Below are 12601 nucleotides of genomic sequence, written 5' to 3'. Positions count from 1 at the left end.
TCGCCGGATCCGTGCGTGTGGCGACCCACTGGCTAAAATAACAGGCAGCCTCCCTGATGAAAAGGACTGTGATGAGTCTCAACCCCGCGAGTCCGGCGATGGCCCGCGCCATCAACGACCGGATGGCGTTGGACCTGCTCTTCGGGCACAAGAAGCTCAGCGCCACCCAGTTGCGCGAGCTGACCGGCCTGTCCCGCCCCTCCGTCGCGGACCTGCTGGAACGTCTCCAACAGGAGGAGCTCATCGAGGTGGTCGGCGAGGGCGGCAGGAAACGTCGCGGCCCCAACGCCAAGCTCTACGGCCTCATCCCCGGCCGCGCCCACCTGGCCGGCGTGGACGTCCGCGACGGCGCCGTGGACGCCGCCGTCGCCAACATCGCGGGCGACACCGTCGCCACCGCCCGCCGCCCCATCGACGAGGGGGTGCGGTTGTCCGAGCAGATCCGCGCGACCGTCCGCGACGCGGCCGAAAGCGCCGGTACCGACCCCGGCCGCCTCCACACCGTCGTCATCGGCGCGCCGGGCGCGGTCGACCAGGCCACCGGCGAACTCGGACCCGGTTACGAGTTCCCCGGCTGGGACGCGGACTTCCTGCCCGAACTGGTCGACGGTCTCGACGTCCCGATAGTGCTGGAGAACGAGGTCAACCTCGCCGGAGTCGTGGAACTGCGACACGGCGCCGCCAAGGGCCGCCAGGACCTCGCCGTCCTGTGGCTGGACCGCAGTGTCGGCGCCTCGATCATCCTGGACGGCCGGCTGCGACAGGGCGCCTCCGGAGGTGCCGGTGAGGTCGGAAAACTCGCGGTGCCGGGTGCGCCGCCTCCCGTGGCGGGCAAGGCCGCCGGCGGCTTCCACAGCCTCGTCACCACGGCGGCCGTACGGCTGCTCGCCGCCGAACACGGCTTCACCGACGGTGGTGCGGGCGAGGCGGTCGCGCGGGCCTGTGCCTCGGACACCCCGGCGGCGCGGGACCTCATCACCGCGCTGGCCGACCGGATCGCGTTGGGCGCGCTGGCGTTGATCGCCACCATCGACCCGGGGATGATCGTGCTCGCCGGTCAGATCGGCATCGCGGGCGGCGACCGCCTCTCGGACCGGGTCGCCGAGCGGCTGGCCACCATGCACGCGATGCCCGTCGAGGTCCGCCCCACCGCGCTGCGGGACAGCCCGATCGTCGGGGGAGCGGTGGAGACGGCGCTGAGCATCGCCCACGACGACCTGTTCGGTGGCGTGGCCGCCCTCGACCTGTACGAGACGGGTACCTGAGGCGGCCCGCCTCTCGTCTCAGCGGAGTTTGCCCGCCGCGACGCCCAGCAGCCGCAGGACCTCCGCCACCGCAGGGCGTTCGGCGCTGGCGGTGCGGTACACCGCGAACACGTCCCTGCCGGGCGCGTCCTTCAGTTCCCGCATCCGTACCCGGTAGTGCCGGTCCACCACGGCCATCCGGGGTGCGATGGTGATGCCGAGCCCACGGGAGACCAGGGTGATGATGGTGTCCAGGCCCTCGAACTCCCACCGCACCTCCGGCTGCACCCGGTCGGTCAGCAGCCGGTCGAGGGCCTGCCGGGACGGTTCGGTGTCCAGGCCCATGATCCAGGACTCGGCGGTTATCTCCCCGACGTCGATGGCCGGTTCGCCCGCCAGCGGATGGTCCTGCGGCACCACCAGGACGAGCGGGTCGTGGCACAGGAAGTGCCACGACAATCCGGGGGTGCGCGGCCAGCCGTGTCCCGGCCACTCGTCCACCAGCGCGATGTCGGCCTCACCCGAACGCACCTGGTCGAGACTCTCCTGTGGACGTGCCTGCCGCAGTTGCAGGGTCAGGGAGTGGTGGCGGCGCAGCCGGTTGGCGACCGGTGGGGCGAGTGCCACCGCGGCGGTGGGGTACGCGGTGACGACGACCTGGCCGTGCGGGGTGGCGTCCTGCGCGGCGAGAGCGGATTCGGCGGCCTCGATGGCGGACAGGATCGTCAGGGCGTGTTCGACGAGTTTCCGTCCCGCCTCGGTGAGCGTGGCACTACGTGCCGTGCGGTCGAGGAGTGCGTGTCCCGCCTCCCGTTCCAGGGCGGCGAGTTGTTGCGAGACGGCGGATGCGGTGTAGCCCAAGGAATCGGCGGCTGCGGCGATGCTGCCGCGGCTCGCGAACTCGCACAGCAGCCGGAGCCGGCGCGGATCAAGCATAAGAAGATCTTACTCCTACGGCCATGTTTAGTCGTTTGCGCTTATGCTTTTCCCGGGTAAGACTGTTGCAGGACCACAGCACTTCACCGACGGTACTTCCCTCATAACTGGAGCATTCATGTCTGTCTCAGCCACCTTGGCCGCCAACGAGACCATCATGAGACGTCGCCAGGCGGGAGAACACGTCCTACCGCTGGCGTTCGGGGAGGCCGGCCTGCCGGTACACCCCGAACTCGTCGAAGTCCTCTCCACCCACGCCACCCGCAACGGATACGGCCCGGTGTCGGCCGTCCCGCAACTGCAGGAGGCCGCGGCCGGTTACTGGAGCCGCCGACGGCTCCCCACCGCGCCCGACCAGGTGGTCGCCGGACCCGGGAGCAAGCCGCTCCTGTACGGCCTCCTGGCCGCACTCGGCGGCGACGCCGTGCTCGCCCAGCCGAGCTGGGTCAGCTACGCCGCGCAGTGCCGGTTGCTCGGTGGCACTCCGATGTACGTGCCCACCTCACCGGGAGTGGGCGGCGTGCCGGACCCGGACCTGCTCGTCCAACACCTCGACCACGCCCGCGCCACCGGACGCCGGATCACCACCGTCGTACTCACGCTGCCCGACAACCCGACCGGCACCGCCGCCGACGCCGACACCGTCGCGCGGGTGTGCCGGATCGCCAGGGAATGGGACCTGTTCGTCATCTCCGACGAGATCTACCGCGACCTGCGGTTCGCCGGAGAGGACGGCTTCGTCAGCCCCGCCGAACTCGCGCCCGAGCGCACCGCCGTCACCACCGGCGTCAGCAAGAACCTCGCGCTGGGCGGATGGCGGCTCGGGGTGTGCCGGCTGCCCGACTCGCCGACCGGCCGCCGGGTGCGCGACCGGCTGCTGACCATCGGCAGCGAGATCTGGTCCAGCGCGCCGCAACCGGTGCAGTTCGCCGCCGCGCACGCCTTCACCGAGCCCGCCGTGCTGCGCGACCGCGTCCGCGACTCGGTGCGACTGCACGCCACCGTCGCCCACGCGGTCGCCGACCGCTTCCGGTACGCCGGCGTGCGGGTGCCCACACCACAGGGCGGTTTCTACCTCTACCCGGACTTCACCGCGCACGCCGACCTGCTGGAGAGCCGTTGGTCGGTCACCACCAGCGCCGACCTGGCGAGCCTGCTGCTCGACCGGTTCGGTGTGGGGGTCCTGCCGGGCAGCGCCTTCGGCGACGATCCCAAGTCGTTGCGGCTGCGTGTCGCTACCAGCCAGCTGTACGGCGACACCGACGCCGACCGTGAGGCGTCGCTGCGGTCGGCCTACCCGACGCGACTGCCGTGGCTGCGCGGTTCACTGGCCAGACTCGACGAGGTGCTCGGCGAACTGCTCACCGGCTGAACCGTCCACACCGAACCGACGACGGGCCGTCGCGGACACGTTCGCGCAGCGCCGATCCGGGGCAAGCTTGAGGTACGACGACCTCCGGGAGACCCCGATGGACCGGCAGAGCTGGCAAGTCCTGAACCTGTATCGCAGACACCTGTCGACCAGGCTCGAATACACCTACGGCGACGGCCGCATCAGCGCCGAACAGTACGCCGAACTGCACCGTGAACTCGCCGAGGCCAGGCGCTTCGCGCAACTGCGCCGCGTCGTGGTGAGACTGCGGGCGGCCACCGTCCGCGCCGAACGCACCCGGCGGTGGCGCACACCGCGCTGGCACCTGGAACGCCGCCGCCGCCGTATCCGGCGACAGCGGCGTTGGTGGCGCCCCGAACGGTTCTGGGTGCTCGGCGTCGGCATCGCCGTCGCCATCGGTGTCGCGGTCCTGGCGCTGCTCAGCGCGGCGACCGAGTGGCTGGGCCGTTGACCCTCACTCGATCCCGTACCGGATCAACGTCCGGAGCCGCTCCGGCGCGGTCCGGCGCGGATCCGACAGGTAGATCTCCTGGTGCCTTCCCACGACGCGGTGGCCGTGTTCGCGGGCGAAGTCGAGCATCCGCATGATGGAGGGCTTCTCCGAACTGTACGGTCCGATGTGGAGTATCTGCACGGCCGGACCCGACGGCAGTCGGTCGAGCCGTACCTCCGGCGCGTCGGGGTCCTTGCGCCGCGCCGCCTCCCGGGCGGCCTCGAAGCGGTCGGGCGTGCACTCCGGCGGCAGCACGATCAGCATCGTCCAGTTCCACTCGTCCCGGGGCGTCCGGTCGGTCATCATGCCCCGGTCGGCCGTCCACAGACCCTCCAACGGCATCACCGGCCGGGCGAGGCCGTCCTCCCGCTTCACGATGGCCCGCACCTGATACGCCGAACGGTAGAGCGCCCCGACCGCCGCCCGGTACGGCGCGTCGTCGGGGTCGCCGTGCCCGTCGACCGCCACCACGGGCAACGGCGGCACCTCGATCAGGGCCGGCTCCGTCCCACCCCCGTACAGCTCCCGGTACTCGCGCTTCAGATCGGCGTGACTCACATGTCCTCCTCGACGTCCCCGGCCCCGGAACCGGCACCGGTACTCCTCTGCGGTCGATACGTCACCGAGACCCGGGTCACCGGTGTGACACCGTCACCCGGCGCGACCAGGTACTCCTCACGCACCGGACCCGACGGCGTCAGTCCACGACCGTGCAGCGCCGCGAACAGCGCGTGGTACGTGACCGGGATGGACCCGTACCCGCCGACGTGCACCGCCGACACGGCGGCGCCGCCGGGCAGCCGTCGCGACGGCCCCGCCACATCGGCGACCACACCCACCTGCACCGGAACCACCGGCGTGAGCCGCACCGGGAACAGGCCCCACACCACCGAACCGGTGGAAACCGCGGGGCCGCACCGGGAGAACAACCGCGACACGCACCCCCCGACCACCTCACCGATCGCCTCGGGCGCGCACTCCGCCGACTCCACCGCCAACCGCAACGGCGGCGCCGTCACCTCGACCACCGGAACCGGGGCCGGATCACCCAACCGCTCCAACACCTCCAGTCGGCGCCGGTCGGCCGCCATCCGGGCGACGACCCTGCGCCGCTCGGCCTCGATCAGCACCCGCCGTTCCGCCGGTGCCGCCGCCACGATCCGGGCCACCGACGCCAACGGCACGTCCAGGTCACGCAGCAACGCGATCGTCAGCGCCGCCTCCGCCTGATCACGCCGGTAGTACCGGTACCCGGTGTGCGGATCGGTCCACGCCGGCGGCAACAACCCGCTGGCCGCGTAGTTGCGCAACCGCTTCACCGTGAGCCGGCACGACGCCGCGAACTCACCGATCCCCAGCAGCTCCGTCGTCATGCCGGACATCATGAACCCTCCCCTCGGGGGAGGGTCAACCGGCGCGCCACGCCCTTCGCCACCGGCGCAGGTCACGCGCCAGATGCGCTGGCCGCAGACCGTGACGCCCCAGCCGTGCCAGGTCGGCGCGATTGTCGTAACTCAACTGCACGTGGAAGTAGTTCACGTGCTCCACCACGGCGAACAACGCCAGTCCCAGACCCGGCAGGGTTCCCGCGCCCGGCGCGGCGACCGTCAGGCCGCCGCACACCGCCACCACCACCGCCAGCCACCACGGATTCCACCGCCGCAGCGACGCGAACCCGTCCAGTCCGGCCGGAAACGACTCCCGACGCCGCACCTGCCGCAGCTTCAGCCACCAGTACGCCGAACCCTGCGCCAGCAGCATCGCGAACGCCGCGAACCCCGCCAGATTCGCCACCGACGCCGGGAACAACGACACCAGGACGAATCCCCACAGCGGGATGTTCACCAGTTCCAGTACGGCGAGCGACCTCAACCTCCCGGACGGTCTCACGCCGGCCTCTCCCTCTCCTCGACGACGGCCGTCTCCCGGTACGGTGTCGCGGTGCCCGACTCACCCCACCGGTTCGCCCTCGCCGTGACGCACGTGTTCTCACCCGCGGCCGTCATCACCGTACTGTGCCTGGCGGTGGCCGCCTCGACCACCGATCCCCCTTCCGTCGCACTGGCGTGGGGACTGATCTGCGCCCTGTTCACCGCGGGCATCCCGATGACCGTGATCTGGCTCCACATGCGACGCGGCAGGGTCACCGACGTCCACATCCGTGAACGCGCGTCCCGCCTGCGGCCGCTACTGGCGATGATCGTCTCCGTCTCCGCCGGTGTCGCCCTCACACTGTGGTGGCCGGCCCCGCCGCCGATGCCGGCGCTGACACTGGCGTTGTGCGCCGGCCTGGTCACCACCACCGCCGTCACCGCACTGTGGAAGATGTCGTTCCACACCGGAGTGTCCGCGGGAGCGGTGGCGGTCCTGGCGGCCGTGTACGGCTGGTGGGCGTCGGTGGGGCTGGCGGTGGTCGCGCTCATCGGCTGGTCCCGGGTCCGGCTGCGAGACCACACCGTCGCGCAGACGGTCGCCGGGGCCGCGTGGGGCGCATTGGTGGCCGGAATCGTCTTCACCGCGTCGCGCTGACGGTGTGCGCCCGGCGGACCGGGCGCACACCGTCACGTCACACGATCCCCGACACCACGACCATGACCGGCAGCAGCAGCAGGATCAGGATGCCGCCGATCACGTCGAAACCGAACCCCGACCGGATCATCCGGGTGATCGGCACGACCCCCGACCCGTAGGCGATGGCGTTCTGCGGCGTCGACACCGGCAGCATGAAACCGAAGGACGCCGCGAACGTCGCCGCCAACGCCGGGACCATCGGATCCACCCCGGCGGCCTGCGCGATCGGGATGATGATGGGCACCACGACCGCCGCCGACGCGGTGTTACTGGTCGTCTCCGACACCAGGATCGCCAGCACCACACCGAAGGCCGTGATCGCGAACACGCTCGACAGGCCCAGCGCGTCCGATGCCGAGACACCGATCGTCTCGGCCAGACCCGTGTCGGCCAGCAGCGACCCGAAGATGATGCCGGTACCGAACAGCAGGACCGTGCCCCAGTCGATCTTCGCCGCGTCGCTCCAGGTGAGTGTGAACTCCCTGGCGCGCCAGTCGATCGGCAGCAGGAACAGCAACGACGCGCCCAGTACCGCGACGACACCCTCGTCGAGGTGTTCGCTGACCGCGCCGTAGAACTGGGACTCGGTGCCGCCGAACAGCGCCACCACACCGGGGAAGATCCACAGTGTCACGGTCACGCCGAACGCGATCAGGGTGTTGACCTCCGACCGGCTGAACCGGCCCAGCTCCGCCCGCTGCGACCTGATGTACTCCTCGACACCCTCGATCCGGCGGATCTCCGGCCTGTTCAACAGCAGGAGCACCACCACGAGCACCACGAACATGATCGCGCAGATCGGCAGCGCCGTCATCACCCACTGCAGGAACGAGATCCGCTCGCCGGTCACCTCCTCGATCATGCCGCGCCCGATCAGGTTCGGCGGCGAACCGATGGGCGTCAACAGGCCACCCACACTGGCGCCGTACGCGAGCACCAGCACCAGCGCGGCACCCACCCGCAGACGCAGCGGGTCGAAGTCCTCGGCCACCAGGCCACGGGCCTGCAGCAGTTTCGCGATGACGGCCAACAACCCCAGCGCCGTCGGCAACAGCATCGCCACGGTCGCGGTGTTCGACACGAACGCCGACAGCACGCACGTGATGAGCCCGAACGCCGCGATGACCCGCCACGTCGACTTGCCGATCCCGGGCAGCCCCAGGATCCAGAACGCGAACCGGCGCGCCAGGCCCACCTTCAGCATCGCCTGCGCCAGGATGAACGCGCCGATGAACGTGAACACCGTCGAGGAACCGAACGGGGCGAGCGTGTCGTCCGGCCCGACCACGCCCAGCACCACGATCGCGCTGATGCCGAGCAGGCCGCCGATCGGGATGGGGACCGGCTCCGTCACCCACAGCACCACCACCCCCAGCAGGATCGCGGCAAGCGACTGCTGCGTCCGGTCCATCTCCAGCGGCAGGACCCAGAACACCACGGTGATCAACGGGGCGAGCCACAGCCCGGTCGTGCGGCGGGCCTTCTCGAACCGTTCCTCCGAGGGGGACAGCCGCTGTTCCCCCAGGCTCCGGTACGTCGCGCTGCCCAACAGCGCCTTGTCGACATCGGTCCTGGCGCCCTCCGGCGCCGCTTTGCCGGCCATCGGCCACTCCTCGCTGAGTGTGTCGTCGGCGGCCGGATCGGCACCCGGCGCGCGGTTCGGCGCACGCCGGAACCACCGCCGGCGCCCGGTCGCCCGGGACCGCCGTACTGGTAACGGCAACCTAGTGGCGGTGCCGGGGCTCGGCAAGACGGCGAAGAACTATGGGACCGTTAGGCGGTGCCTATGGGTCGGACCCGGTGGCGGAGAGGCGGACCACGATGGACATACGGCAGTTGGAGTACTTCCTCGCGGTGGTCGACCACGGCGGCATCAGCCGCGCCGCGCGGGCACTCTACCTGGCGCAACCGTCGCTGTCCCAGGCGATCCGCACCCTCGAACGAGACGTCGGCAGCCGCCTGTTCAACCGGCTCGGCCGCGGCCTCGTCCTCACCGAGGCCGGGCGCGCGCTCGTCGAGCCGGCCCGGCAGGCCGTCCGCAGCCTCGACGTCGCCCGGGCCAGCGTCTCGGCGGTGGAGACGATGGTCAGCGGCAACCTCACCATCGCCGCGATGCCCTCTCCCGCCGTGGAACCGCTCAGCAGCATGATCCAACGGTTCACCGCCGCGTTCCCCGACGTCACCGTCGTCGTCCGTGACGGCCAGGTCGCGCAGGCCGTCATCGAGATGGTCCACAACGGGCGGACGGAGGTGGGCATCCTCTCGTCGTGGGACCACCCGGCCGAAGCCGACGTCCACCTGCGCGAAGTGCAACGACAACGATTCGTCCTCGTCGCGCCACCCGGCGGCGACTTCGCGCCCGGTGAACCGGTGCCCTGGACCGCCCTGTCCGGTCACCGCCTCATCGTGGGTGAACACGGCACCGGCATCCGGCGCCTCGTCGAACAGATCCGCGCCGCCGGAGTCGCCGTCACCATCGCCGTCGAGACCGAACACCGCGAGGCGGTCCTCCCGCTGGTCCTCAAGGGCGTCGGTGTCGGTGTACTCGCCGAGGCGTGGCGGCCACTGGCCGAACGCGCCGGTGCCGTCGTGTGCGACCTCGCCCCGGCAGCCTCACTGCGGCTGCTGCTGGCGTTCCGCAAGGGCTGGCTGTCGCCCGCCGCCACCGAGTTCGTCGCCCTCGCGTCCGACACCCCGGCGTCGCGGGCATAGGCGCCGCCTATCGGCCGTATCGGCGACACGTCCTGGACGCCGCGGCACCCCGTTGCTTGACTGGCCGCCATGACGACCCACCACATCGCAGTCATCCCCGGCGACGGCATCGGACGCGAGACCGTACCCGCCGCCCTCGAAGTCCTCGACGCCATCGCAGGGGACGCCTTCACCCTGCGCACCACCGAGTTCGACTGGTCCTGCGCCCGGTACCGCCGGACCGGCGCCATGATGCCCGACGACGGCCTCGACGTCCTGCGCGGGCACGACGCGATCCTGCTGGGCGCCGTCGGCGCCCCCGGGGTACCCGACCACGTGTCGCTGTGGGGACTGCTCATCCCGATCCGGCGGGCCTTCCAGCAGTACGTCAACCTGCGGCCGGTCCGCCTGTTCGAGGGCGTCACCGGACCACTGCGCCCCGATCTGGCCGAGGCGATCGACCTGGTCGTGGTCCGGGAGAACGTCGAGGGCGAGTACAGCCGCATCGGAGGACGGCTGTACGAGGGCACCGAGATCGAGACCGCGATGCAGGAGTCCGTGTTCACCCGGACCGGCGTCACCCGGATCGTCGACTACGCGTTCCGGCTCGCCGGGACACGCGGGCGCGGCCTCACCTCCGCCACCAAGTCCAACGGCATCGTCCACACCATGCCGTTCTGGGACCAGATCGTCGCCGAACGGGCCGCCGCGCACCCCGACGTGCCGTGGCGGCAGGAACACATCGACGCCCTGTGCGCCAAACTCGTCCTCGCGCCGAGCGGATTCGACGTCATCGTCGGCTCCAACCTGTTCGGCGACATCCTCTCCGACCTGACCGCCGCCGTCGCCGGGTCCATCGGTATCGCCCCCTCCGCCAACCTCAACCCCGAACGGGAGTTCCCCTCCATGTTCGAACCCGTGCACGGGTCCGCGCCCGACATCGCCGGGCGGGGCGTCGCCAACCCGATAGGCACCATCTGGTCGGCCGCGATGATGCTGGAACACCTCGGCCACCCCGAGGCCGCCCGCCGCATCGACACCGCCGTGGCGGCGTCCCTGGCCGACCCCGCCACCAGGACCCGCGACCTGGGCGGTCACGCCACCACCGCCGAGGCCACCCGCGCCGTCGTCGACGCCCTGCCGGCCTCCCCGTTACCGGGATCACAACCGTCCGCCACCCGGTGAGGACTAGGGTGGAAACCGACATTCACACCCGCCCGGGGACCCCGCACCGGCCCCGAGGAGAGACGGAGAATCGCATGTCCTCGCACAAAGAAGTGCCCGCGTTGTACGGACCCGCAAGGAAGAACAGTCGCATCCGCACTCGCGACCTGCGTTCCGCCAAGGAACGGGGCGAGAAGTGGGCGATGCTCACCAGTTACGACCAGTACACCGCCGCCATATTCGACCGGATCGGCATCCCCGCGTTGCTGGTCGGGGACTCCGCCGCCAACAACGTCTACGGCTACGAGACCACCATCCCCGTCACGGTCGAGGAACTGTTGCCGCTGGTCGGTGCGGTCGCCCGCTCCACCGAACGCACCCTCGTCGTGGCCGACCTCCCGTTCGGCTCGTACGAGGCCGGGCCGCAGCAGGCACTGGAGACCGCCGTCCGGTTCATGAAGGCCGGCGCGCACGCCGTCAAACTCGAAGGCGGCACCAGGATCGCCGACCAGATCGCCGCGCTCACCGGCGCCGGCATACCCGTGATGGGACACGTCGGCTTCACACCGCAGAGCGAACACCTCATCGGCGGTTACCGGGTCGCCGGACGCGCCGGACAGGCCGCGGCCGTCGTCGCCGACGCCCAGGCCGTCGCCGAGGCGGGCGCGTTCGCGGTGGTCCTGGAGATGGTGATGGCCGACGTCGCCGCACAGATCACCAAGGAACTGGCCATACCCACCGTCGGCATCGGGGCCGGACCCGACACCGACGCCCAGGTGCTGGTGTGGCAGGACATGGCGGGCCTCCGGCAGGGACCCGCCCCCCGGTTCGTGAAGAACTACGCCAACGTCGCCGACGTCATCGGAGAGGCCGCACAGCGGTACGCCGAGGAGGTCCGCGGCGGTGTGTTCCCCGCCGAGGAACACAGCTTCCGGTGAGCCTTCCCCGGTGACGGGTCGCCGCGCCCGTCACCGGGGACCCGCGACCCCGTTGTGGCTCTTCCGTGGGCGGAGCCCGGTAGCGTCATGGCCGTGAAGACGGCACACCAGTCACGGGCGGCCCTGTGGCGGTTCGGATCCCTCGTCGGGGGGATCGTCGTGCTGGCCGCCCTCATGCTCCTGGCCGGTCCGCCCGACGCGGAGCTCCTGCGCGCCCGGGTCGCCGACCTCGGCGGCCTCGGGCCGTGGGTCGCTGTGGTGGGTGTGGCCACCGGGATCCTCATGCTCGTGCCGCGCACCGTCATGTCGATCACGTCCGGCCTGCTGTTCGGCTGGCTGCCGGGATTCTGCTACATCATGATCGGCAGCCTGCTCGGCGCGACCATCGGTTTCGTCATCGGGCGGCTGCTGGGCAGGGAGTTCGTGGCGCAACGCCTGGAACGTTGGGCGAGCCGGGACGGCGCCGGGACGGACGGCCGTCGTGCCGCGTTGCGGCGCTGGACGGAACGCCAGTTGGCGAACGTCGACGCCTGGCTGGGACGCAGCGGGTTCGTCGGCATGTGGATCGTCCGGGTCATCCCGCTGTCCCACTTCGGATTCACCTCCTACGCCGCGGGGACGACGACCGTGCGATACCGGCACTTCGCGATCGGGACACTGCTGGGCGCGCTGCCCAGCTCCCTCGGGTACACCGCCGTGGGCGGGGCGATCCTCGGCGCCGGCGGCCTGCCCATGGCCATGCTGGTCGCCACCGGCATGAGCCTGTTCAGCGTCACCGTGGCGCTGGTGGTACGCCGCCGCCTACTGCGCGGCCGCTGAGGCGGAGAGACGCGCCGGTCACGGGGGACCGCCCCGGTCGGGCGCGCCGCGGGGACGATGCCCATAATCGACCGGCACGGCCTTGATCCGACCCCGGGAACGGAGACCGACATGGAGTGGATGCGGCGGCACTCGCGCGGAATCGCGTTGATCGCCCTGATCGCCATGGCCACTCCGTTCGCCGCCCAACTGGTGGGCAGGCTCACGGCGCTGGATCCGCTGCTGGTCGCGGCCCTGTTGTTCATCGTGGTGGCGGTGGCCATCGCGGGGACGGTCGTCCGCCGCAAGGACCGCGACGACGACTGAGCCGCTGCCGGTGCCGCCGGGCGGTCTCATCGACGTCCGCGTCGCC

14 protein-coding genes are annotated in these 12601 nt (G+C 71.0%); 9 read left to right on the top strand and 5 right to left on the bottom strand.

Annotation, left to right across the window (positions count from 1 at the left end; translation table 11 throughout):
• The first annotated feature begins 71 nt into the window (after positions 1 to 71).
• A complete protein-coding gene (locus LX16_RS23065; protein WP_147143239.1) occupies positions 72 to 1265 on the top strand; it encodes an ROK family transcriptional regulator in 1194 nt (397 codons plus the stop codon).
• A gap of 18 nt (positions 1266 to 1283) precedes the next feature.
• On the opposite strand, the gene LX16_RS23060 is transcribed toward LX16_RS23065, so the two are convergent.
• Entirely contained in the window at positions 1284 to 2180 is an 897-nt protein-coding gene (locus LX16_RS23060; RefSeq protein WP_147143236.1) for a LysR family transcriptional regulator, read from the bottom strand.
• A 118-nt stretch (positions 2181 to 2298) separates the two neighbouring features.
• Here LX16_RS23060 and LX16_RS23055 point away from each other — a divergent pair, with 118 nt between their 5' ends.
• Together LX16_RS23055 and LX16_RS23050 are read left to right on the top strand one after the other, a co-directional pair.
• Positions 2299 to 3552 (top strand): pyridoxal phosphate-dependent aminotransferase, encoded by a 1254-nt coding sequence (locus LX16_RS23055; RefSeq protein ID WP_147143233.1) that lies wholly within the window; start codon positions 2299 to 2301, stop codon positions 3550 to 3552.
• A gap of 67 nt (positions 3553 to 3619) precedes the next feature.
• Positions 3620 to 4024 (top strand): hypothetical protein, encoded by a 405-nt coding sequence (locus LX16_RS23050; RefSeq protein WP_147143230.1) that lies wholly within the window; start codon positions 3620 to 3622, stop codon positions 4022 to 4024.
• A gap of 3 nt (positions 4025 to 4027) precedes the next feature.
• Here LX16_RS23050 and LX16_RS23045 read toward each other — a convergent pair whose 3' ends face one another.
• The 3 genes from LX16_RS23045 to LX16_RS23035 are packed head-to-tail and all read right to left on the bottom strand — an operon-like array spanning position 4028 to position 5956.
• Positions 4028 to 4624 carry a GyrI-like domain-containing protein gene (locus LX16_RS23045; RefSeq protein WP_147143227.1) on the bottom strand — a complete coding sequence of 199 codons (597 nt, stop codon included), beginning with the start codon at positions 4622 to 4624 and terminating at the stop codon, positions 4028 to 4030.
• On the bottom strand, positions 4621 to 5439 hold the full coding sequence (locus LX16_RS23040; RefSeq protein ID WP_158645704.1) for a MerR family transcriptional regulator: 819 nt from the start codon (positions 5437 to 5439) through the stop codon (positions 4621 to 4623). The genes LX16_RS23045 and LX16_RS23040 overlap by 4 nt, the downstream gene beginning before the upstream one ends.
• 34 nt (positions 5440 to 5473) lie before the next feature.
• Complete coding sequence (locus LX16_RS23035; RefSeq protein WP_147143223.1) at positions 5474 to 5956, bottom strand: hypothetical protein; 483 nt, start codon at positions 5954 to 5956, stop codon at positions 5474 to 5476.
• Between the two features lie 51 nt (positions 5957 to 6007).
• Between LX16_RS23035 and LX16_RS23030 the strand changes: the two genes are divergently transcribed.
• A complete protein-coding gene (locus tag LX16_RS23030) occupies positions 6008 to 6595 on the top strand; it encodes a phosphatase PAP2 family protein (protein ID WP_147143218.1) in 588 nt (195 codons plus the stop codon).
• A gap of 37 nt (positions 6596 to 6632) precedes the next feature.
• On the opposite strand, the gene LX16_RS23025 is transcribed toward LX16_RS23030, so the two are convergent.
• Entirely contained in the window at positions 6633 to 8240 is a 1608-nt protein-coding gene (locus LX16_RS23025; protein WP_147143215.1) for an SLC13 family permease, read from the bottom strand.
• Positions 8241 to 8458: 218 nt separating this feature from the next.
• On the opposite strand from LX16_RS23025, the gene LX16_RS23020 reads away from it, so the two are divergent.
• The 5 genes from LX16_RS23020 to LX16_RS23000 all read left to right on the top strand — a co-directional run bounded on the left by LX16_RS23020 (position 8459) and on the right by LX16_RS23000 (position 12555).
• On the top strand, positions 8459 to 9349 hold the full coding sequence (locus LX16_RS23020; RefSeq protein WP_147143211.1) for a LysR family transcriptional regulator: 891 nt from the start codon (positions 8459 to 8461) through the stop codon (positions 9347 to 9349).
• A gap of 69 nt (positions 9350 to 9418) precedes the next feature.
• Positions 9419 to 10513 carry a tartrate dehydrogenase gene (locus LX16_RS23015; RefSeq protein WP_147143208.1) on the top strand — a complete coding sequence of 365 codons (1095 nt, stop codon included), beginning with the start codon at positions 9419 to 9421 and terminating at the stop codon, positions 10511 to 10513.
• A gap of 74 nt (positions 10514 to 10587) precedes the next feature.
• Positions 10588 to 11430 carry a 3-methyl-2-oxobutanoate hydroxymethyltransferase gene (gene panB, locus LX16_RS23010; RefSeq protein WP_147143204.1) on the top strand — a complete coding sequence of 281 codons (843 nt, stop codon included), beginning with the start codon at positions 10588 to 10590 and terminating at the stop codon, positions 11428 to 11430.
• Positions 11431 to 11523: 93 nt separating this feature from the next.
• Positions 11524 to 12249, top strand: a complete 726-nt coding sequence (locus tag LX16_RS23005; protein WP_158645703.1) for a TVP38/TMEM64 family protein — start codon at positions 11524 to 11526, stop codon at positions 12247 to 12249.
• Between the two features lie 111 nt (positions 12250 to 12360).
• A complete protein-coding gene (locus tag LX16_RS23000; protein ID WP_147143198.1) occupies positions 12361 to 12555 on the top strand; it encodes a hypothetical protein in 195 nt (64 codons plus the stop codon).
• The last annotated feature ends 46 nt before the right edge of the window (positions 12556 to 12601 follow it).

This window comes from Stackebrandtia albiflava (genome assembly GCF_007994225.1).
GTDB classification, from domain to species: domain Bacteria; phylum Actinomycetota; class Actinomycetes; order Mycobacteriales; family Micromonosporaceae; genus Stackebrandtia; species Stackebrandtia albiflava.
The sequence above is the reverse complement of the archived record's forward strand: the minus strand, read 5'-3'. Positions and strand labels throughout refer to the sequence as shown.